The 20,410-nt window shown below is 68.6% G+C and carries 24 protein-coding genes and 2 pseudogenes; 6 read left to right on the top strand and 20 right to left on the bottom strand.

Annotation, left to right across the window (positions count from 1 at the left end):
* Positions 1-118: 118 nt before the first annotated feature.
* Positions 119-1,027: a PTS sugar transporter subunit IIAB gene (locus JGS22_RS01865; RefSeq protein WP_211040153.1), complete on the bottom strand. Its 909-nt coding sequence runs from the start codon at positions 1,025-1,027 to the stop codon at positions 119-121.
* Positions 1,028-1,377: 350 nt separating this feature from the next.
* On the opposite strand from JGS22_RS01865, the gene JGS22_RS01860 reads away from it, so the two are divergent.
* Both JGS22_RS01860 and JGS22_RS01855 read left to right on the top strand, forming a co-directional pair.
* The gene (locus tag JGS22_RS01860; RefSeq protein ID WP_211040152.1) at positions 1,378-2,187 is read left to right on the top strand and encodes a S1 family peptidase; all 810 of its coding nucleotides are present in this window, start codon (positions 1,378-1,380) and stop codon (positions 2,185-2,187) included.
* Between the two features lie 358 nt (positions 2,188-2,545).
* The gene (locus JGS22_RS01855) at positions 2,546-3,169 is read left to right on the top strand and encodes a DUF4274 domain-containing protein (protein WP_211040151.1); all 624 of its coding nucleotides are present in this window, start codon (positions 2,546-2,548) and stop codon (positions 3,167-3,169) included.
* Positions 3,170-3,253: 84 nt separating this feature from the next.
* Here the strand turns inward: JGS22_RS01855 and JGS22_RS01850 are convergent, their stop codons facing one another.
* The 8 genes from JGS22_RS01850 to JGS22_RS01815 all read right to left on the bottom strand — a co-directional run bounded on the left by JGS22_RS01850 (position 3,254) and on the right by JGS22_RS01815 (position 8,838).
* On the bottom strand, positions 3,254-3,640 hold the full coding sequence (locus JGS22_RS01850; protein ID WP_211040150.1) for a hypothetical protein: 387 nt from the start codon (positions 3,638-3,640) through the stop codon (positions 3,254-3,256).
* A gap of 49 nt (positions 3,641-3,689) precedes the next feature.
* The gene (locus tag JGS22_RS01845) at positions 3,690-4,118 is read right to left on the bottom strand and encodes a YfbO family protein (RefSeq protein ID WP_211040149.1); all 429 of its coding nucleotides are present in this window, start codon (positions 4,116-4,118) and stop codon (positions 3,690-3,692) included.
* Between the two features lie 139 nt (positions 4,119-4,257).
* A complete protein-coding gene (locus tag JGS22_RS01840) occupies positions 4,258-4,701 on the bottom strand; it encodes a hypothetical protein (RefSeq protein WP_211040148.1) in 444 nt (147 codons plus the stop codon).
* Positions 4,702-4,712: 11 nt separating this feature from the next.
* Positions 4,713-5,000: a hypothetical protein gene (locus tag JGS22_RS01835; RefSeq protein ID WP_211040147.1), complete on the bottom strand. Its 288-nt coding sequence runs from the start codon at positions 4,998-5,000 to the stop codon at positions 4,713-4,715.
* A 4-nt stretch (positions 5,001-5,004) separates the two neighbouring features.
* Positions 5,005-6,657: a caspase, EACC1-associated type gene (locus JGS22_RS01830; protein WP_308405468.1), complete on the bottom strand. Its 1,653-nt coding sequence runs from the start codon at positions 6,655-6,657 to the stop codon at positions 5,005-5,007.
* Positions 6,650-7,027 (bottom strand): effector-associated constant component EACC1, encoded by a 378-nt coding sequence (locus JGS22_RS01825; protein WP_308405467.1) that lies wholly within the window; start codon positions 7,025-7,027, stop codon positions 6,650-6,652. The genes JGS22_RS01830 and JGS22_RS01825 overlap by 8 nt, the downstream gene beginning before the upstream one ends.
* A 127-nt stretch (positions 7,028-7,154) precedes the next feature.
* Complete coding sequence (locus JGS22_RS01820) at positions 7,155-7,367, bottom strand: hypothetical protein (protein ID WP_211040146.1); 213 nt, start codon at positions 7,365-7,367, stop codon at positions 7,155-7,157.
* A gap of 484 nt (positions 7,368-7,851) precedes the next feature.
* The gene (locus JGS22_RS01815) at positions 7,852-8,838 is read right to left on the bottom strand and encodes a D-alanyl-D-alanine carboxypeptidase family protein (protein WP_211040145.1); all 987 of its coding nucleotides are present in this window, start codon (positions 8,836-8,838) and stop codon (positions 7,852-7,854) included.
* A gap of 534 nt (positions 8,839-9,372) precedes the next feature.
* On the opposite strand from JGS22_RS01815, the gene JGS22_RS01810 reads away from it, so the two are divergent.
* Complete coding sequence (locus tag JGS22_RS01810) at positions 9,373-9,528, top strand: hypothetical protein (protein WP_236072989.1); 156 nt, start codon at positions 9,373-9,375, stop codon at positions 9,526-9,528.
* Between the two features lie 53 nt (positions 9,529-9,581).
* Here the strand turns inward: JGS22_RS01810 and JGS22_RS27255 are convergent, their stop codons facing one another.
* Entirely contained in the window at positions 9,582-9,938 is a 357-nt protein-coding gene (locus tag JGS22_RS27255) for a hypothetical protein (protein ID WP_372454176.1), read from the bottom strand.
* Positions 9,935-10,225 (bottom strand): hypothetical protein, encoded by a 291-nt coding sequence (locus tag JGS22_RS01800; RefSeq protein WP_236072988.1) that lies wholly within the window; start codon positions 10,223-10,225, stop codon positions 9,935-9,937. The genes JGS22_RS27255 and JGS22_RS01800 overlap by 4 nt, the downstream gene beginning before the upstream one ends.
* A gap of 214 nt (positions 10,226-10,439) precedes the next feature.
* Here JGS22_RS01800 and JGS22_RS01795 point away from each other — a divergent pair, with 214 nt between their 5' ends.
* Complete coding sequence (locus JGS22_RS01795; protein WP_211039827.1) at positions 10,440-11,282, top strand: helix-turn-helix domain-containing protein; 843 nt, start codon at positions 10,440-10,442, stop codon at positions 11,280-11,282.
* Positions 11,264-11,461 (top strand): DUF397 domain-containing protein, encoded by a 198-nt coding sequence (locus JGS22_RS01790; RefSeq protein WP_211039828.1) that lies wholly within the window; start codon positions 11,264-11,266, stop codon positions 11,459-11,461. The genes JGS22_RS01795 and JGS22_RS01790 overlap by 19 nt, the downstream gene beginning before the upstream one ends.
* Positions 11,462-11,637: 176 nt before the next feature.
* Here JGS22_RS01790 and JGS22_RS01785 read toward each other — a convergent pair whose 3' ends face one another.
* From JGS22_RS01785 to JGS22_RS01760, 6 genes are all read right to left on the bottom strand, one after another.
* Positions 11,638-12,378: an ATP-binding cassette domain-containing protein gene (locus JGS22_RS01785; RefSeq protein ID WP_211039829.1), complete on the bottom strand. Its 741-nt coding sequence runs from the start codon at positions 12,376-12,378 to the stop codon at positions 11,638-11,640.
* On the bottom strand, positions 12,375-12,974 hold the full coding sequence (locus JGS22_RS01780) for a hypothetical protein (protein WP_211039830.1): 600 nt from the start codon (positions 12,972-12,974) through the stop codon (positions 12,375-12,377). The genes JGS22_RS01785 and JGS22_RS01780 overlap by 4 nt, the downstream gene beginning before the upstream one ends.
* Positions 12,974-13,885: a DUF7224 domain-containing protein gene (locus JGS22_RS01775; RefSeq protein WP_211039831.1), complete on the bottom strand. Its 912-nt coding sequence runs from the start codon at positions 13,883-13,885 to the stop codon at positions 12,974-12,976. Before JGS22_RS01775 ends, JGS22_RS01780 begins: the two co-directional genes overlap by 1 nt.
* A 448-nt stretch (positions 13,886-14,333) precedes the next feature.
* The gene (locus tag JGS22_RS01770) at positions 14,334-14,804 is read right to left on the bottom strand and encodes a hypothetical protein (protein WP_211039832.1); all 471 of its coding nucleotides are present in this window, start codon (positions 14,802-14,804) and stop codon (positions 14,334-14,336) included.
* A 422-nt stretch (positions 14,805-15,226) separates the two neighbouring features.
* Complete coding sequence (locus tag JGS22_RS01765; protein ID WP_211039833.1) at positions 15,227-15,694, bottom strand: hypothetical protein; 468 nt, start codon at positions 15,692-15,694, stop codon at positions 15,227-15,229.
* Positions 15,695-16,096: 402 nt separating this feature from the next.
* A complete protein-coding gene (locus JGS22_RS01760) occupies positions 16,097-16,486 on the bottom strand; it encodes a hypothetical protein (protein WP_211039834.1) in 390 nt (129 codons plus the stop codon).
* Between the two features lie 187 nt (positions 16,487-16,673).
* Here JGS22_RS01760 and JGS22_RS27250 point away from each other — a divergent pair.
* A pseudogene (locus JGS22_RS27250) lies at positions 16,674-16,844 on the top strand (DUF397 domain-containing protein); the annotation flags it as partial.
* 109 nt (positions 16,845-16,953) lie between these two features.
* Here JGS22_RS27250 and JGS22_RS01750 read toward each other — a convergent pair.
* From JGS22_RS01750 to JGS22_RS25820, 3 genes and pseudogenes are all read right to left on the bottom strand, one after another.
* Positions 16,954-17,976, bottom strand: a complete 1,023-nt coding sequence (locus tag JGS22_RS01750) for a CBS domain-containing protein (protein WP_211039836.1) — start codon at positions 17,974-17,976, stop codon at positions 16,954-16,956.
* An 8-nt stretch (positions 17,977-17,984) separates the two neighbouring features.
* On the bottom strand, positions 17,985-19,793 hold the full coding sequence (locus JGS22_RS01745; RefSeq protein WP_211039837.1) for a DUF262 domain-containing protein: 1,809 nt from the start codon (positions 19,791-19,793) through the stop codon (positions 17,985-17,987).
* A 150-nt stretch (positions 19,794-19,943) separates the two neighbouring features.
* A pseudogene (locus tag JGS22_RS25820) lies at positions 19,944-20,177 on the bottom strand (ABC transporter ATP-binding protein); the annotation flags it as partial.
* Positions 20,178-20,410 lie beyond the last annotated feature (233 nt).

Raw genomic sequence — 20,410 nt, 5'->3', positions numbered from 1 at the left:
CCGGGACTTGACGCCGGACGCCGGACGCCGGACGCCGGGCGCCGGGCGCCGGATGCCGAATGCCGGACGCCGGGGTCGGGACGTGGTGCGAGGCCGGGGGTGCTGCCGGGCCGCCGCGCTACACGTCGTAGGTGTCGCGGAGTACGGCGTCGACCTCGCGGGTGCTGGTGAAGTCCTCCACGACCTTCACCGGCACGCCGAGGTCACCGAGCGCGCGGGCGATCTCGCGCGAGGTGTAGAGGGCGACCGCCTCCGAGGCCTTGCCGCGCGCCGAAATGGTGTCCGTGGCCTCGACGTTGACGTACGGGCTCCAGCCCCAGCGGTCGAGCACCTGCTCCAGGGTGTTCTTGAGGAAGAGGCTGGTGCCGACGCCGTTTCCGCAGACGGTGAGGATCTTGTGCACCCCTGCGGGTGACTGTGCGGAGGGCCGTGGCCCGCTCCCTCCCGCCGGGCGGGCGTCGCTGTCCGCCGAGTCCCCGTGCGCGGCGGGGCTTTCGGCAGCCGGGCCGGTCCGCACCGCGCCGTGGTTCGCGCCGGACGCCGGCCGGCTCGCGTCCGCCCCCGGGCGGTCCGTGCCCTCCTGTCCGCTCAGCAGCGCGTGCAGTTCCCGCGGCGTACGGGCCGCGCGCAGCTGTGCGGCGCGTCCCTCGTCGGCGAGCAGACGGGCCAGACTGCCCATGGCGGCGGTGTGTTCGGACGCGTCCCGGGCCGCCAGCGCGACGACCAGTTCCACCGGATCATTCGATTCGTGGCCGAACTCCACCGGCTCGTCCAGCCGTACCCAGGACATCCCCGTACGGAGCACCGCGGGGGAGGGGCGGGCGTGTGCGAAGGCGAAGCCGGGAGCGATGACGATGTACGGGCCGTTCTCCTCGACGTTGCGGATCATCTCCGCGGTGTACTCGTCGGTGCTCGTACCCGTCAGCGTCAGCAGCTCGCCCGCCGACTGGACGGCATCGCGCCAGTCCCGGGACGAAACCCCGAGCCGTACGGCCTCGACCGGAAGGATCTCACTGAGTGTCACCATTCCCCGATGGTGGCACGCGCCTGTTGCCCGGGCCCAGAGGTGCCACCGGGCGGGACGGGACGCGGGGAACCTCTCCCGAGACGTTCCCGACCGCTAAGACGCGGCATCCTCGTGGTGGTGCCGCGGGCAGCCGAGCCCCGTCCACAACGGGCGACACAAGCGCCAACTCGGCCATTTCGCACCTGCGTTGAAACTCTGTCCTGCCCTTGTCAGCTGCTTGTCGCAGTCCACATAATCCAAGGGCGCGTCGGAAGTCCGCCCCATCGGGCTTCCGGTCACGACGTGTCCGTTTCTTTCCGGATTGGCATGAGCGTGACATTTGCGTGCAACCCCCCACGAGAGGAATGCAAGTGGCCAAGACCCGGAAGTACCTCAAGAGAACTGTCGCCGTCAGCGCTGCCGCCCTGGCGGCCTTCGCGCTTCAGCCCGCCTCCGCGGGTGCGGCCGAGGGCCCGGCAGGCAACGGCGGAGTCGACACCAAGATCGTCGGTGGCACCCCCGCCGAAGAGGGCGAATTCCCCTTCATGGTGCGCCTGTCCATGGGCTGCGGCGGCTCCATCTACGCCCCGGACCTCATCCTGACCGCCGCGCACTGCGTCGACGGCAGCGGCCCGGACGACTCCATCACCGTCACCGCCGGTGTGAACGACCTGGAGGACTCCAACGCCGTCACGGCGCAGTCGACCGAGGTCACCGTCGCCCCCGGCTACAACGGCCAGGGCAAGGACTGGGCCCTCATCAAGATCGACAAGGAGCTCGACCTTCCGGCGCTGAACATCGCGAAGGACGCCAGCTTCAACGAGGGTGACTTCGAGATCGCCGGTTGGGGCGCCGACAGTGAGGGCGGCAGCCAGCAGCAGAACCTGCTGAAGGCCACCGTTCCGTTCGTCGACGACGCCACCTGCGGCTCGGCCTACGGCAGCAGCTTCATCGCCGAGGAAGAGATCTGCGCCGGTCTCGTCGGCGAGGGCGGCGTGGACGCCTGCCAGGGCGACTCCGGTGGCCCGATGTTCCGCAAGGACGACAACGACGCCTGGGTCCAGGTCGGCATTGTCAGCTGGGGCCAGGGCTGCGCCCGCCCGGACTACCCCGGTGTCTACACCGAGGTGAGCACCTTCGCCGGTGACATCGAGGAAGCCGCCGCCGGTCTCGGCTCCTGAACCGTGGTGACCCGCTGACCCCGTCAGCACTGCACCGAGAGGGTCCCGTGTCCGCCTCGCGGCCGACACGGGACCCTTGCGCGTTCCCCACCGCCGAGAACCGCTTGCACGGACGGCCTGCGAGAACCGCTTGCGCGGACGGCCTGCGAGAACCGCTTGCGCGAACAGAGTGCGGGGCCGTCTCCGTGAGCCGTCTGCGCGAAGGGCCTGTGCGCACGGTCTCCGAGGACCGCTTCTGCGGACGGTCACGCCCGCAACCCCGCCCCGCCCGGTCGGCGTTCGGGCGCCGGACGGGCCGCGTTTGCCCGTGCACGGGTGGCCGGTAGCCTCGGCGGGATCACGACCCGAGGACGGGCACATGCATCCCGATGTCGAGCGCATCCTGCACCACGAGTGCGACACGCCGAACGAGACGCCGAACGAGGACGAACGTCGTCGCATCCACGCCGAACTCCCCGAACGCGTACGGTCGCTGGCCGACGAGACCCTGCTGTGGGAGCTGATGAGCGCCCACAACTGGGACGACGGTTTCGCCGTGCCGCTGGCCGTGGTGCGACACCCCCGCTGCGACCGGGCACTGGCGCTGCGGATGTTCTGGGAGCTGGACGACGCCGCCCGCATCCACCACGCTGACGAACAGCACGCCCTCCGTGAGCAGTACGCCACCGAAGTCACCCACCGGCCGGAGGAGTTCGAGCACCTCCTCGGCTACTGCACCACCCTGGTGGAGCGCCTGCGAGACGGCTCCTTCCCGCTCGGCGCCAACTCCTGTGACACCGGCTTCTTCGGCCTCGACGATCCGGCACTCGGCCCGCGCGCCGGCGAGAGCTCCGGTGCGAGCCCCGGACCCGACCTCGGTCTCGAACTCACCCCGGGCGCCCGCCGGTTGAGAGTCGCCCGCACCAGGGCCGCCCGCCGCGAGTACGAGAACGCGTTCCTCCTCCCGGTCGTCGGCACGACAGGCACTCCGGCGGCGGATTGAACCGGGCGAGTAGGCGCCGCAGGCGCGGGAGTTGACTCCCCGAGGACGTTCAGCCGCGCGACCCCCGCCGTGACGATGAGGCGTCTACGACGGGTCCGACTCGGTCCGCGGCGTGACGGGGCAGTCGGGCGGCACGTCCGCCGTGATGCTCGCCAGGGCGTTCCGCAGTACCTGCCCGTCGATCCGGTTGGCCGGTCCGGGTCTCTCGCCGGCCGCGCACTCGTGGACCGAGTGGTCCAGCCCCTCGACCAGGTCGAGCGTCGTCCGCAGGCTTTCGGCGACCGCGGCGCCGTCGTTGCCGAACAGCTCCAGCTCGACCAGCGGCTCCTCGGCACCGACGCGCTCGCGAACCTCCGCGATCCCCAGCCCGAGCAGCCGGTGCAGGGCGAACAGCCCTCGCAGGTCGGGTACTTGGCGCAGCACGATGCACGCCCGTACCGCACCCGCGTCCACACCAGGCCGGTGCTCCATCCGTGCTCTCCTCGTCCTCAGTGCGCCGCGGACCCTCTTGTGCCTCGGCTCAGTCCCAGACCAGCGACAGTACGCGGTGCCCCGCAGGCACCTCCGGCATCCCGCAGAAGTCCTCGAGCGGGTAGGCCAGGCCCTCGAACACACCCTCCGACATGAGGAGTTCGACATCGAGGCGTGCGTCGACCTGCTCCTCGGCGAGGGCGGTGCACATCGTCACCCCCTCCGCCGAGAGCTCGCCGCTCTCGCTCCAGAACATCTCCTCGTGCGGCTGCACCCGTGTCCAGGCCACCGCCGGGTCCTCGGCGAACGACCACAGCCGGCTCCCGATCTCCGCCAACTCCGGCCTCCCGAAACCGTACTGGTTCGGAGCGATCGACTCCTCGGCGTCGTTGCCCCGGAAGAACTCCTCGACGGTCAGCAGCGGGTAGCGCTCGCCGCCCGCCGTGAAACGCGCCCGCACCTCGTCAGCTCCGATCACACCCGAACGCTAGCGCGACCCACTGACAACCGCGGCCCGCCGTGCTCCGCTCCCACCGGACCGACCCCGCGGGCCGGCCCGCCCCACCCGGAACACGTGCGCGAGGTGCGCTTATGGCGAGCTTCGGCGGCCGGTGAGTTCAGCGTCCGGTGCGACGGCGGTGGAGCTCCTCGGCGGCGTCGAGGAGGCGGTCGATATCGGTGGCGACGGCGGGGTCCGTGTTGTTGACGTACCGCACGACCGCCCCGCCGGCGGCCGACACGGCGTACTCGGGGACCGGCCGCGAGCAGAAGAGGGTCGGCACCCCGTGGACCCGGCGGAGGACCTCCTCCACCACGAAGTCGTTGACGGGCCGCCCCTCGGCGCGGTGCCGGTGGGCGACCTCGCTGCTGAACGCCGCGAGTTCACCGACCCCGCACCGTTCCCCCAGCCGCGGCGAGAGCAGCACGGCGACCACCGAGACGAGGAAGTCGTTGAAGGCGACCCGGTCCTCGGGGGAGAGCGCCTGGTCGAGCGCCTTCGCCCTGCGAACCTTGCGGACGAGGCAGCTGATCTGTTCGCGGAACCGCGGTTCGACACGCACTTCGGCGCCTCCTACTCGACGTGGGTGAAGCTCATGAGGACATCGAGAACGGCGTCCTCGAACGACTCGTACCGACCGAACTCCTCCGTGCGGAAGAGCCCGCCCGGCCGTACGACGGCGTACGCGGTCCACAGCCCGCGACGGTGCCCCACCCAGCCCGCGTGGAAGGTCTCCGTGCCGTCGTCCAGCACGAGGTGGACCTTCTCCTCGCCGGGCCGCGTGTCGGGCTCCGGCCGGAGTGAGAACCGGTGGCTTCGGAGGGAACTCCGCAGTGCCGAGTTGATCTCCGGGATCGTCATGTCACTACTCCCGTGTCCGGTGGTTCGGTTGGGGTTGACCTGCGCGGTCCGGCAGCCGAGCGGCGTGGGCGCGCAGGTTGCCCGGGCCGACGGCCTCGTAGTACCGGCGGGCGGTGCGCGCGAGCTCGGACCGGCGCGGCAGCTGCGCGAGGAAGTCGGCGAGCACGCGGGCCCCCTCCGCCTCGCCGAGCGTCGACCACTCGCCGAACGCCCCTCCGCAGGCGTCCGCGAGGACGTCGAGGCAGTCGGCGGTCGCCAGCGGTGCGCTGCCGTCCCAATCGGCCAACCACCGCTGGTGCAGCACCTCTTGGGCGATTCCGGCAACGGTGCCGCGCCCCCCGGCCGCCGGCTTCTGTGCCGTCCCCGGCGCCCGTGGGGCTTCCGTTTCGCCCGCCCGCTCCCGTACTCTCTCCGATCCCCGCGCGGTCGCAGCCCCGGCCGTCCGGTCCGCGTCGTCTCGGCCGCCGGGCCGCCGGGAGACGTCGATCCCGAGGCGAAGGCGCTGCTCCAGCCCGGTCATCTGCTCACGTGCCGCGCTGTTGCCCCGGCGGGCGGCGAGCCCGTTCCAGTACAGCGCCTGCTCGCCGTCCCCGTACTGCTCCTCGTAGAGCTGCCCGAGATGCAGCGGGCCGACCGGGTCGCCGGCCTCGGACGCCCGGGTGTACCACTGGGTGGCGCTCAACAGCGCCGCCCCGTCGATCGGGCCCGGTTCCGATCCCTGCATCCTCGCCTGCACCCGGCCCTCGTCGATCTGCCCCAGCCGGTTCATCGAGGGAGCATGCCCGGCCTCGGCGGCTGCGCGGTACGTGGCAGCGATCACCGGTAGTTGCTCGACGCCCTCCTCGGTCTCCCGGCGGTACGCCTCCCGGTAGACGTCCGCCGGGTCCGCGCCCGGATCCGGCTGGCCGACGGGGGCGTTGTTGCGGGCGAACACCCAGCCCGCCGCGTGGTCCGCGATGCGGCGTCCCGGTTCGGGTCTGCCGTCCTCGACGAGCCGGTCGGCGACCACCCGGAAGAGGTGGTCGAGTGTCAGGCCCGCCGGTGCGCCGGGGATGCCTTCCCGCACGGTGTCCACCAGGGCCCGGGTGAAGTACGTCTGTGCGTCCGCGACCTCCTCCAGCTGGTGCCAGGACGCCTCGTACGCGCTGCTGCTCATCAGCAGATACGCGCCGGCCACCGGAGGCACCCGGGTCGCGGAGAGGCGGCCGTACTCCTCGGTGGCGAGCCCGGCCGAGCAGCAGTCGAGCACCGCGATCTTGACGGTCGCGTCGCTGGAGCGGAACGCGTCCCGCACCGCCTCGAACGGCAGCGAGGTGGCGGCGGTGAAGGGGGCGTCGATCCTGCTGTCGCCGACGGTGAGACAGAGCCGCTCGCGGTGGTCGTAGATCCCGTGGCCGACGTAGTAGAAGAACGCGACGTCCTTGGCGTCGAGGAAGGCCTCGATGAGCTTCACATGGGCGGTGCCGAGCGTGGCGAGGTTCTCGAACGTCACGAGGGACTCCTCGGGCCACGGCCCGCAGACCGGGTCCAGGAGGAGGCTGCGCATCCGGTCGAAGCTGCGCTGCACCGCGAGCACCCGGTCGAAGTCCCGGTAGTCCCAGGTGCCCATGAGGACGGCGCGCGACCGGGAGAGGTCCCCGGCTTCCGAATCAGTCACGGGGCAGCAGCCGGTTGGCGAACTCCAGGGCCTGGGCGGGGTCGTGGAGGTTCGTGCCGGTCACGGTCACCGTCTCGTCCCCCCTGGTCATCGTCACGGTCACGGACGACCGCCGCGAGCGAATGAACGCCGGCAGCGTGCGGATCGCGACCGCGAGCACCGCGGAGGAGGGCACCAGAAGCTGAAGCACCTCGGCGACGCCCAGCTCACCCGCAGCGGGACGGGCGCGCTGCCGGACCACGGTCAGATCCGGAAGGCCGCGCAGCCGGCGGTACAGCGGACCGACCTCGCCCGGCGCCGATACCGTCAGGGCGACCTCGTGGGGTGCTGTCGCTCCTCCGGGGCCCGGCGGAGAAATCCGTTCAGTCACAGAGCCTCCCCGCTCGACCTACGTCTCTGCTGGCCCGTTGGCCCGTTCCGCCTTGGGGCCCGTAGGTTCGGTGCGCCGTAGCGCTGCTGCTCGTTCGTGCGTGGCCCCCGTTGCGCGGAACGCGCGCTCAGACCTCAACCTGCCGGTCCCGGTTGTAGTAGATGCCGACGTCGCCGGGAGCGCACAGGCGCTGGTCCGCGCCGTCGTTGCTCACCATGCAGACCCATCCGGGTGGTGCGGAGGTGGGCTTGACGAGAGTGAAGGGGCCTTGCCCGTTGATCGCCCACACCCTGCTGCCGAAGCTCACGGTGTGGCCGTCCTTGGTGCGGTAGCTCTTCATGCGGCAGTGGTACCACGGCCCCGAGTCGCCGTACATCCCTGTTCGCCTACCCCCAACGGTGCTTCTCACAAGCGGAGTTGACGAGTCAGCCGGCTACCGACAGACGCAACTGCCGCCTGTCGAGCGGCAGGTGCCGCGCAGTGCGCAGGAGTAGACAAGGGGCGGGCTGCCGGGCGTGAGCAGCCAGTACGCCGTGGGCGTCGCTCGCACCAGCGTTCCTCGGCGACCAACAGGCTGGTCCCGCAACGCGGTTCAGCGTGAAGGCCGACCGCTGCGCCGAGGCGGCGACGGGTCGTACCGCGGGTGGTGCGGCCGGGGGATCCGCCGGTGGTACGCGTGCGGAGGTGCCCGTACGCGTACCACCGGAGCCGCGGCCCCGACGGCTGTATCGGCGGTTCGGCCGCGGACTGCCGGACTGCCGGACTGCCGGACTGCGGATCTCGGGTGACGGACTACGGACCGCAGGACGGGTGGCGGCGGCGGATCAGTCGCGCTGCACGCCGCGCGGCAGCAGCCGCAGCTCCAGCGGCGAGGCGGTCTTCTGCTTGAACGCCCAGTCCAGCATCCGCGTCGCGTCCCGGTAGCGGTCCTTGCCGTTGAGCACCACGCCCACCATTGTCCGCTGCCCGCGGGTCGCCGCGAACACCAGGCACGGGCCCGCCTTGCTGCCGGTACCGGTCTTCACGCCGACGACCCCGTCGTACGCGCCGAGCAGCTGGTTGGTGTTGTACCAGGTGTACGTACGCCCGTTGGTCGCCTTCTGGCTCGTACGGGTCGCGCCGGTGACCTTCCGCAGGTTCTTGCTGCCGAGCGCGTAACGCGTCAGCTTCGCCAGGTCCTGCGGTGTGGAGTAGTTGTTGCCGGACTTCGAGATGCCGTCGAAGGAGTCGAACTTCGTGTCGCGCATGCCCAGTTCGGCGGCCTTGCGGTTCATCTGCGCGATGAAGGACTTGGTGCGTGCGCCCCGGCTGCTGCCCTTGCCGAACGTGTCCGCCAACGCGTACGCGGCGTCGCAGCCCGAGGGGAGCATCAGCCCGTACAGCAGCTGGCGCGCGGTGAGCTTGTCGCCCGTCCGCAGATCCGCCGTGCTGGCACCCCATTTGGCGACGTAGTCCCGGTGCTCCTTGCGGATGGTGATCCGGCGGCCCAGGTCCACGCCCTTGGCGGTCACCACGACCACCGCCGTCATGATCTTGGTGGTGCTCGCCATCTCCCGCTTCGCGCCCGCACCCTTGCCCCACAGCGCACGGTTCGCCGTCCCGTCCAGCAGGAACGCCCCGCTCGCCGTCACCCCCGAGGGGCCGCTCTGCTGCGCCGCGCGCTCAAGTCCGGTCGTACGCAGGGGAGTTGGCGCCGGTGCCTGCTCCTCCGGCCCCTGCGCGTACGCCGGCAGCGCTCCGGACGCGACGACGGAGCCGGCTGTCAGCGCCACCGCCCCCGCACGGCGCGAACCGGTACCAAGAAGTCTCACGAATCCTCCGTCGTCCCACGTCAACGCCCTTGCGGCGCCGACCCGTCTGAAGCAACGCGGCCGGCCCCGGCCCGACGGCACGACATCCCGTCACGACCCGGCTCGACCACCCGCACGGACCAACGGTCCGCCCGCTGCGCCCAGTACGACGTCCCCGGGCCTGCGATGGATGTACCGGTTCACCCGCACGAGCGACCCCGCTCGCACACCTCTCGGACGACCGGCCCGCCGAGCGCCGCCGCCGGACCGCTGCCGCCGAGGACGAAGGGCCGACCGAGACGGCCTCCAGATCGCGGCCCTCGACACCGGTGAGACCGTCGCCGCGATCACCCTCACCGGTGTCGAGGGCCGCGATCTGGAGGCCGTCTCGGTCGGCCCTTCGTCCTCGGCGGCAGCGGTCCGGCGGCGGCGCTCGGCGGGCCGGTCGTCCGAGAGGTGTGCGAGCGGGGTCGCTCGTGCGGGTGAACCGGTACATCCATCGCAGGCCCGGGGACGTCGTACTGGGCGCAGCGGGCGGACCGTTGGTCCGGGCGGGTGGTGGGGCGTGAGGGCTCGTACGTCCAGTTGCGTCCGCTCGGCGGTGGTCGCGAGTGGGACGCGGAGCCTCGCGAACTGCGGGCGATGAGCCAGACCGAAGTGCTGAGCGCGCTGGTCGCCGAGCTCAACGCGCGGAGCAGACGCGGCATTTGAGGCAACAGTCCGGCGCCCCGACCGCCCGCCGCGTCGGCTGCCGGACTGTTGCCTCAAATGCCGCGTCTGCTCCGCGCGTTGAGCTCGGCGACCAGCGCGCTCAGCACTTCGGTCTGGCTCATCGCCCGCAGTTCGCGAGGCTCCGCGTCCCACTCGCGACCACCGCCGAGCGGACGCAACTGGACGTACGAGCCCTCACGCCCCACCACCCGCCCCACCCGCTCACGGGCGATGTCGCGCACGACCTCGCCGACGACCGCCACCTCACTGCACAGTGGGCAGATCACGACGCCCTGGTGGTCGCCGCGGGCGATGCTCTCGCGGTCCGGCGAGGGCCGGTCGGTACGGGATACGCGATCGGTGCGAGACCCGCTGGACGGCCTGCCGACGGGTGCGTCGTTGCCGGTCACCGGACGGCGCCCCGGGCGATCACCTCAGCGAGTGCGTGGGCCACGGGCGCGGCGCAGACGCCGAGTTGTACGAGCGCGTACGGGGGCTCCCCCGCGCGCACGTCCAGCCACGGTGTGCGGATGTCCATCGCGGGCAGTTGGATGCCCGCCTCGGTGAGGGCGGCAGCAAGGGCGTCTCGCGCGCTCAGGGCTTCGTGGACCTTGGTGGACGGTGGCGCCGGGTGGGGTGCAGGGTTCGGGTCGCTGCCTGCCCGTGGCCGGTGGGGGAGGCCGGGTGTGGTCGTCATGAGAATCCTTTGCCGATGAGTTCCGCTGTTCTTCTGCGCCGCACTGCGCACGTCGAACTACGCTGCGTAGTGCGGGCGTTACGAGAATGCGCCCCGGGTGACCGGCCTGCGGTGTGGGGCGGGGCGTGCTGCCGCACCGCACCGGGTTGGTTCCACGAGTTCCACATCGACAGCTGTGCCATTGACCGGGCGACCAGCTCAGAGGGGAAGCGGTATGTCGCAACGACGCGTCATCACCGGCCGCAGTCAGGAGCCGCGCCAGCGGTTCGCGGAGGAACTGCGCAGACTGCGGACCGCCCACGGAACCAGCCTGCGCAAACTCGGCGAACGCCTGGGCTGGGACTGGTCTCTCTTCGGAAAGATGGAGAAGGGCGAGACGCTGGGCAGCCCTGAGGTCGTCCAGGCGCTCGACACCTTCTACGAGACCCCCGGACTCCTGCTCGCGCTCTGGGAGTTGGCGGCAGGCGACCACACCCAGTTCCGCGAGCGCTACCGCCGCTACATGGCGCTCGAAGCCGAGGCGAGGAGTCTGTGGCACTTCGCGGTCAGCGTGCTGCCGGGCCTGTTGCAGACGCCCGGGTACGCGCGCGAGGTGCTGGCGGTGGGCGGTCTGAAGGGCAAGGAACTGGACCAGCAGGTCGAAGCCCGCATAGGGCGCCGCGAACTGCTGGAGGCTGAGAACGCACCACCGTTCCGCACGATCCTCTCGGAGGCGGTGCTCCGCACGCCACTGCGGGACGCGGGGGAGTGGCGCGAGCAGTTGGAGTACCTGTCGAAGATCGCCCAGCGGCCGGGTGTCGTCGTGCACGTACTGCGGCAGAGCGCTGGCATGCACGGTCTTATGGGCGCCGACATGTGGTACCTGCTTCTCCCTGAGGGCAGGACCGTTGTGTACGCCGAGAACGGCTACAGAGGTGAACTGATCGAGGAATCCAGCTCAGTTGTGGGCTTGCAGAAGGCGTACGATGCGGTACGCGACTTGGCGCTGACACCGGCCGAGTCGCGGACGTTCATTCTGCGGATGTTGGAGGAAGTGACGTGCGATCCATCGATCTGAGTGCCGCCTCCTGGTGTAAGAGCAGCCACAGCAACCAGGACGGCGGTGCATGCGTGGAGATGTCTTACGACTTCGCCGCTGTCGTCCCCGTCCGCGACAGCAAGGTGCCGCACGGTCCGGTGCTGGTGTTCCCGGCGAGCGGCTGGTCCTGCTTCGTCGCCTCTCTCAAGAGCGAGTAGCCGCCGGCCTGCACCGGACGTTGGCCCCCGTCGTTGCATTCATCGACGGGGGCCAGTATCTCCTCCGGCCGCCGCACAGCACCTCCTGAGCCGATCTTCGGCCCCGCCCCGAACCGCACCGTGGCTCAACCCGGTCCGGACGCAGAGCAGTTCACGCCACCGGGCGGCGCGCCTGGTTACAGGACGGAGCCGTGGTGGCTCAGCGCCGCGTACGCTGCCTCGGCAGCCCTACCAGGAGCTGTGCCGTCCGGCGCGTAGGCCAGGAAGCCAGCCGTTGTGCCCGTGTAGGTCACGGCTCCGCTGTCGAGAACAGTTACGTTGTCGGCTTCCTCGGCGAGATCAGCCACGTCGTGCGTCGACATCAGAACACGGACCTCCTTCGACAGCTCGCCCAACAGGTCCCGGAACACCCGCCGTTGGCGCGGGTCCATGCCGGCGGTCGGTTCGTCGAGGAGTAGGACGCGGGCATCGTGGACGAGCGCCGCAGCCACTCCCACTCGACGCAGCTGACCGCCCGAGAGCCGGGTGGTCCTGACGTCGGCCCGGTCGGAGAGTTCGACGCGGGCCAGCGCCCGCGTGGAGGAGTCCCAGGCGTCGCGGCGCGACATGCCCTTGAGCCACCCCACGTAGGCGACCTGTTCGCGTGCCGTGTGCGCGCGCATGGCGGTGATCTGTTGGGGCATCCACGCGACGTCCCGGCGGTAGGCGCGGTCGCCGGCAGGGATGCCGTCGAGAGTCACCGACCCCTTGGCGGGGCGCCGCACCGAGGCGGCAAGCCCGAGGAGTGTGGACTTCCCGGCGCCGTTGGGGCCGAGCAGGACGGTGAGACCGTCGGGCATCCGGTAGTCCAGACCACGCAGGACAGGGGGTGACCAGCGCCGGTACGAGTAGGTGCAGGCAGTGAGTTCGAGGGTCATGGGGCGATCCTTCCCGATTCGTGCCGTGCCGCGTACGTCTGGAGCGCCAGACCCGCGACCAGTGTGAACGTGGTGATGGCCAGGGCGTACACGTCGGTGAGTGGGCGCGGGAGCACGGTCCACGGGTGGGCGTGGCCGAACCGGTCGTACCCCATGAGGGCGACCACGACGATCCAGCAGACCGGGACCATCACGGCGCGGCTACCGGCCAGCGGGCGTACGCACAGCATCAGGCCGACGAGGAACACGGAGTTGCGGCCAGCTTCCAGGACCGGCGAGGAATCCAGCAGCATCCCCACTGTCAGGCTAAGGAACAGGGCAGACGCCAGTGCCGCCAGCACGACACCGGTGTCCAGGAGCCGGATCGGACGGACCCCGGTGTCCTCGGCGGACGGGAGGCGGGATTCCAGGCACAGCATCAGCGCCGCGCACAACGGGACCGGTGCCGCCAGTATCAGCACGACGGACGCAGAGGAGGCGAAGAATGAGGGCAACTGGGCGGTACTTTCCTGGAACAGCAGGAGCAGTAGAAGAAATGCGGCCACTCCGCCCGCCAGAACGGTGTGGAGTTGTCGTGCGGTGCTCCACCAGAGCATCAGTGACTCCCCACTTCCGACGTTCCCGAACACGCCTTTTCGGAAGTTTCTTGGTACCAGGTGGTCTGATCTTTGTGCGAGCGGGCGTGGATTTGCCGCACGGCGGCACGAGATTTTCTGAGCGTCTGCTTCTCAACTTCTGTGACCAGCTCCTCCTGCTGTCGCTGTAGAGCGAAACCCTCCGTGTCAGTGGCAGCTGACGCCCAGAGAGTTAGGCGCTGTACTGCTTCTCCATCGGGCCGATCGCAGGGTAGTGCAATAGCCTTGCGCATCACTGAGTAACGAAGTGTCTCGCCGTTGGTGGCGTCGGTTAGACGGAGCCACCAGGTGCTCTCTGTGGAGCGGTAGGAGAAGCGGCCACCGACGATGCTGTCCTGGAGTTCTGCAGGCTTGGCGAAGTCAACACCAGTTTTCGAGAGAGCAGCGAAAACTGAAGCTGCCTCAGCCTGCACCCGGGGCAGTTCGGAACTCAGAGGCTGTGGGACGCATACGGTTGGATTCTTTCCCTGGCAGGACATCGAGACATTCCCGGTGGACAATTTCGGATTCGGTCCCCAGTCATGCACCATGGAGGAGGGAATGAAAGTCCCCGTCAGCGCCAACGTCAAGGGTAGTGCGATTCGCGTCGTAAAGTTCCGCAGTAGGGTACACAGTGCTGCGGCTAGCGCAATGCTGCCGGTGAACATCACGTGGGGCGCCAGCGAATGAAGCGTCGGCAGTTCCCCGTACATCAATTCGACCGGAAACTGCCCGGAAATGTGACGCGGCCAGATCGTATATCCGGAGGACCACGAGGATGCTACCAGGAAGAAAACACTGACTGCCAGTATTGGAGCCGCCAAAATCCGCGGCAGTACCAGTCCTGCGCAGAAGCCAATGACGAGGTGTGCAACGCACACGGTCATCGCCATTGCGGGGAGCCGTAGTGAGTTCACCGTAGGTACCGCACCCGCTTGGTACAGCGCCGCGATGAGCGGAAGGAGAAGCATGGACCACGTCAGCAACAGCACGGGAACGAGTGCGTCAGCCGCGACACGTATTCGTGAGCGGACCGGGGCCGATTGCCAAACACCGTAATGGCGCAACCGTGCGCTCTCCCAGACTCCGAGGCCGGCCGCGACTGCGTACGTCAAGGCATAGAATGAAGACATAGTCCACGAAACCACCGTAGGTGCGTACCCGTGGTGTTCGCTTTCCTTGAGTGGCGGATTGCCGAAATAATAGACTGCTACGAGGCCCAGAGCTATGGGAGCTGCCCACAGGACGCTGCTGGTCCTCAGTCGTACAGGCACGCTCAACGTTTTCTCCCGGATGGTATCGTCGGCCGGGGCACCTTGAGGTGCCCCGGCCGTGCACGTGTTAGTTCTGGTCGGCCTTAGAGGTGTCCACCGTCACCTTTCGAACATCAAGTGCAACGCCGCCTCCACGGCCATCGATCTTGGTTATCTGGAAGAAATGTTGACCATTGGCGAGATTGTGCCACTCGCCGTTGCTTTTTCCGCTGCCGAAGCATGCAGTGTACTTCTTTACGCCCCATGATCTATCGGGCTGGAATGATCTGTCCTGCCTCAGGTCCACGTGCGTGCTGCTGCTCGTATAAGTGCTGGAACATCCAGTGAACCAGATCTGTGAGTACTGACTGTCGCTCCAGCGACGTGACTGGAATCCAGTAGCTACGCCGCTCATTGAGCTGCTCCAGTTCATCAGTTGAGGACCCTGCCCCGCTGATGTGGTGGTCTGCGCCGAGGCGATAGGGGCGCCGCCGATTAGGGACGCGGCGAGGATACCGCTGACTGCAGCGATACGTGCCTTGAAAACCTGGATTCCCATGCGTGTGCTTCTCTTCTCGTTTGATCCTGCTTGGGCAGGAGGTCGGCCGGGTGCTGTAACTGCGCGAGGCGCACCTTGTGAAGATTTCGCGTACTTGCGGGCGTCTTGTGAATTTTCCGAGGGTGAGCTTACATGTTTGTAACTCAAAAAGACAACGCTAGGCGTTATGCTCATCACTGAGGGTTGGGGAGTGTGTTAATCGACCTAGCTATGCCATGAAAGTCACGTGTGTCGCACATACTCCTTATGTGTAACCACGGGGCGCGCGAGGTGCCTTTGCGAGGAAGTGCAGTGGTCGACAGCCGAGGCTCCGACATGTCTTAGCCAATCCCGGTGCTGTCACCAGGGTCGGAGTGGGTAGTGCTGGCCAGGACTGTCGGGGGCGGGTGCAGGTGCGGGCCTGAGCGAAAAGGCTGGCTACGCTAGCAGCTCGCCAGCAGCGACAGCATCGCGCCGATGACCTGGGTCGAGGTTGCCACCATGCGACGGGCCGAACCCGCCCCGTACTGGGCGGAGGCCAGCAGTCGGTGGAAGTCGTCGCTCTCGATGGCCGTCAGCTCCACGCGCGCCGCGTGGCCGAGAAACCGTTCCGACGCCACCCGTTCGACCTTCGGCTGCAACCGCCCTGTCGCGGGCGTGGAGACCGCCCGCAGTACGGCCCCGACCAGCCCGGCCCCCGCCAACAGCAGCAGTACGGGCAGAGTTTGGCGCAACCGTTCGGTGATCTCACCCGAGGCGAGCAGCGTCGCCAGCGCGCTGTTGGTCGCCACCAGCGCGACTGCCTGCGCGGCACCGCGTCCCAACTCGGCCCCCAGCACCTGCCGCGCCGCGGCCCAGGCCTGCCGGGCCTGCTCGCGAGCAGGCCCGGCAGGCGCAGCACGATCTGCCACAGGCTCAGCCGGTAGGCCCCGCTCGCGTGTCGCGCGAATCCGCCGGCGTAGACCGACTCGCCGCCCCGCAGGAAGAGTTGGGACTCCGAGAGCGGTGCGCCCTCCTCGGCGCCGCCACCGCCCCACTTCCGCCATCGGCCCATCGCCAACCGCCCCCTGTCCGGGGCGCCGTTCCTGACGTCGTTCTGGACAGTCAACTGTCGAGCCGCATCCCCGGTGACGCCCGAAACAGGCCACGCCGGAGCGCGCCGCCCGCCTGGGGCGGCTTGATCCGGCGGTGGCACGACGTGGGCGGCGGCCCGCCCCCGTGGGGTGGACCGCCGCCCGGTGCCGGGTGTGCGGGAGCGGGGCCGGATGCCCAACTCGCCGCGTTCACACGGCTGTTGCTCAGTCGCGCTGGGCTCAGGCGTCGGGGTCGACTTCGGGGTGAGTGAAGCGCAGGAGCCTGCCCAGCGACCGGGCGTAGGCGATCTCGGCTCGGGTGCTGTCTCCGATGTAGTCGCCGACGACGAGCAGCTCATCAGCGAGCCGAATCTTCGCCCGGTGCAGATCGTCGAGCCGAATCTTCAGCGCCGCGGCCTCGACAGGGTCGGACCAGAGCTCGTGCGGCGACTCCAGGTCACAACCCGGCTTGACGACGATCTTTCCGTCTTTGGTCTCCCGCAGATCGGCCTCGGCCATCTCGGTCATGAAACGGGTGGAGCCGCAGATGACGACGATACGCGGCAGGCTCAGCTGCTTCTTCGCGTCGGCAAGTTTTCCCTCGGGGGCGAGCGGTTGCGGGTAGGACACTGGTTCCTCCTGGCGGTGTGCCTCAGCAGCGATGGCGCTTTGTCCCCGCTCGCACGCCGGGGGCGTGAGCTTCCCGAACGATGAGACACCCACGTCCGGGACACCTTGACAGAAGGCATTGCGGTGCACCGCCAGCGTTCGAAGTTCTGCGCCACGAGACCGCTGCGGCTGAAGAGTCCCCGTCCGCGACAGCAAGGTGCCGCACGGTCCGGTGCTGTTGTTCCCGGCGAGTGGTTGGGCCTCCTTCGTCAGTCACTCAAGGGCGAGTAGGAGCCGGCCTGCGCAGACGTCGGCCCCCGTCGACAAATGCATCGACGGGGGCCGACGGCGTCCTCCGGCCGTCCACACCGCCGCCTGAGCCGACCCTCGGCTTCCCGCCCCGAAGCGCCGCTTGGCTCAACCGGGCTGGGACGCAATGCAGGGCTGCCTTTCGTCGGCTGAAGTTCGTGCCGCAACCGGCGCGAGCCTCAGGTGAGCTGGCGCAGCAGTCGGACGAACTGCCGTAGCTCTTCGGCGTACTGCGGGGGCAGCGGCTCGGGATCGAAATGGGCGATTCGATTGCGGATGTCGCGCACCCGGTCCAGCTGGTAGACGAACTGGTTGCGGCTCACCGCCCAGCCCAGTTCGGTCCAGTTCTCTGCTGCCTTTGCGCAGAGTGCCGGGTCCTGCTGTCCCGTGTGCAGCAGCTTCACGTAGCCGTTGAACATCAGGTCGGTGATCAGACCGGTCTGCTTGTTCTTCCACTGAACCGCACGGATGTTGTCGGGGTCGAGTCTGGCGCCCAGACACTTGCGCAGCCTGTACTCGATCTCGCCGACCATGAAGAACGGCCAGGCGGTCGCCTCGAAGCGCTCGGTGATGTCGGAGGCGGTGACGATTCCGCTGAAGTGGCCGTTCCCACCGCGTACCAGCAGGTAGCCGTGCTCGCTGACCATCGGGAGCAGCGAGAAGAAGTCCTGGTGCGCCTCGGCCACCGGAGGGTCGTCGATCATGGCGTTCGCCAGAGTTGAGCTCTTCCCGAGCTCGTACATCAGGGAGATGGACTCCCAGCTGACCACCCCGCGCAGCGTGGAACCGTTCTCCAGCACCGCGAGCTGGGAGTAGTTCTTGGCCCGCATGTGGTAAGTCGCCTCAGTGAGCGGGGTGTTGGGCAGTATGGAGTCGACACCGTTGTTCGCCGCAGGCACATCCGCGATGCGGAACGACTGGGTCGGCAGGGCGCCCCGGGTCAGGTCGTCGTCGGTCTCCTCCGACTCCTCTTCCGGCACCACCGGTTCGTCCGCTTCGATCGCCAGCAGGTGGATATCCGCGCGGGAACCGCAGTGGGTGAAGTCCGGCAGAGTCGTCAGTCCGACCCCCCTGAGCGCCTGGTTGATGCCCAGCGCGATCTGGTCGTTGCGCACGCGAGTGCCGAAGAGCGCCAGAAAGTCGGGGAGCGGCAGCTTCTTTCCGGCCAGTGTTCGCAGCTCGTCGTTGGTCGGTGTCTGCATGGCCGCGCTCACCAGTTCTCCGAGTCACGAAAGACGGTGCGCTTGCCCATTGCCGCCCGCACCAGCTCCAGCAGCTGTTTCGAGCGGTTCTCGTAGAACCGCTCGAAGTCCGCCTCGTGCAGTGTGGCCGGGTCGATCAGATGCGTCGCGATGACATCGTCGAACCATTCGGGACGCATGCCCGACTCCAGCATCAGCGACTTCAGATAGGAGGCGGGCGAACCGGTCATGCCCTTGCTGACCCGGAGCGAGAGGGGAGTCTTGTTGACGATCGAGTGAGCTCTCGGCTCGTTGGCGGGGTCCTGCCTGAGGACCCAGGCCCTGGGGAAAACCTGCCGCACATCGACGTTGTGCTCGACCAACCGGCCCGAGTCCAGCGGTCGTTCGGTGTGGTGCCAGTCCACCGCACCCTGCTTGACGAGCAGGGCGTAGATGCCCTTGTACGCCGCGCTGTTGCGCGTGGTCAGCGAGTTGAGCCGGTCGTCCAGGAACGCGGCCTCCGCGACGGTGTCCGGCACCGTTCGCTGGGTTCCCCGGATCCAGCCGATCAGCTGCTCGACGTCCCGGGGGATCCGGCTCTCCGTCGATCCCCCGTACATCTCCCCGAGTACGCCGCACCAGTACCACTGGGAGATCCGTGCCTTCGCGTCATTCCGGTCCGCCTCCTCGCCGAGAATCGCCAGTACGGCCGCGAGCGGTACGAGCTGCGTGTTGTAGGGGAGGTCCCTGGTCCGTACGATGCACTGCTGCTCCAGGAAACTGCCCACCCACGCGTACGCTTTGGCAACCCGGGGCGACAGTCTGCCGAAATCGGCCAGTGGCAGGTCGAGAAGATCCCTGCGCTTGCAGGACACCGAGAGCCCGTGTCCTTCCTGCTTGCGCTCCCAGGTCCGTACGAGCGTGACGGCCTGCAGGAACTCGCTGCTGCTCAGGCCGTGTTCGACGCCTTTCTCCGGGTCCCCGAACACCGGGTAGGCCGAGGTGAGTTCCTTCTTGATCTGCGTCCACTCGACCGGAAGCCGGTAGTAGTCGCCGTGGGCGGCGACATGGTTCTGGTCTCCCGCGTACGTGGCTGTCAGCAGCTCGAAGACGTTGAGCGGAATGCCTCCGGTGTTCACGCGCTCGAAGACCGCGCACACGGCGTCCATGGTGGTGGAGGACGAAAGCCTGATCATCGGCACCTGAAACGAGCGCACCTTGTGGAGCACCTGCTCCGTGAACCTCGACCACAGGTCCCAGTGCGAGTCGTCGATCTTGACGAACTCCCGCTGCCACGCACTGACCTGGCTCTCGTCGAATACCGAGTGCAGCGGAAAGTGGCCGGCCGCGCACTCGGCCTCCCGGGTGCTGAGGTCCAGCACCACCGTCCGGGCGAAATCCCTCTTCAGGAGGCGGTCGGTCGGGACGGAGATGATCGCCTCGTCGCGCTCGGAGGGCTGGCCCACCGCCTTTGCGATGTCGACGTAGTACCACCGCTCCAGCCGCTTGCCGCGCGAATCGATGGTCTCCACAGGGGCGTTCTTGTGCAGGGCCTGGAAGAGCGAGGTGAGTCGCTGCTGGCCGTCGAGCAGCAGCAGATCGGGCATGCGGTCGCCGGCGTCCTCGGCGCCGTGCAGTGCCCGTGCCTTGAACTGGGAGGTTCCTCCGGTCTCCAGTGCCATGGCCACCCCGAGTGGATAGTCCAGAGTCACCGTGGCGATCAGTTCCCGGATGCGTTCGTCGTCCCAGACCCAGTTCCGCTGGAAATCCGGTAGCTGGAGGACGCCGGAAGCCACGTCCTGTAGCAGGTCTTTGAGTCTTGGACTGTCAAGCGCCACGCTGGGTCATCTCCGCTGAACGGTCGAATGGTCAACAGGCCATTAGAGCAGTGAATATGACGTCGCGTCAGCTCGTTCGTCGAGATTGCTGTCGGAGCCGCCGCGTCGTAGAGCTGACCGGGGCGGGGCCGGTAGCTGAGCAGCTGAGGGTCAGCCTGTCTGCTTCGGGCCGGGGCGGTGCGCGGGGTCGGGCTGTGGCTGCTGCTGGGTGGGTACGCCGGTCGGCGGTCGGGTCGGGTGCCCGGTGAAGGTGCGGGCCTGGAGGGTGTAGAGCTCGGCGAAGTGGCTGCCCGGTGTGGCGAGCAGTTCGTCGGGGGTGCCGGTCTCGACAAGGCGGCCCTTGTCGAGGACGTGGACGAGGTCGGCGCTGCGGACGGAGGCGAGCCCAGCCCTGCTCGTAGACCAACTCGGTGCCCCAAAGGAAGCGCTGGGACGGCGACAACGGCGCGGTCTCCGTGTTTCCGCCGACCCAACTTCGCCACTTGCCCATCCGCAGCCGCCCCTCGGTCCCTTGTGTGCCCGTTTCCCACCCTGGCAGCTCAACCCGTGTGCACCGCGGCCGGTGACGCCCGGAACGAGCCAACTTCCCGGGCGTCGCCGCGCGCCGCCGGGCGTCG

Source organism: Streptomyces tardus, assembly GCF_018101125.2.
Classification (GTDB): domain Bacteria; phylum Actinomycetota; class Actinomycetes; order Streptomycetales; family Streptomycetaceae; genus Streptomyces; species Streptomyces tardus.
Note: the sequence above shows the minus strand (reverse complement) of the source record. Positions and strands in the feature narration are given on the sequence as shown.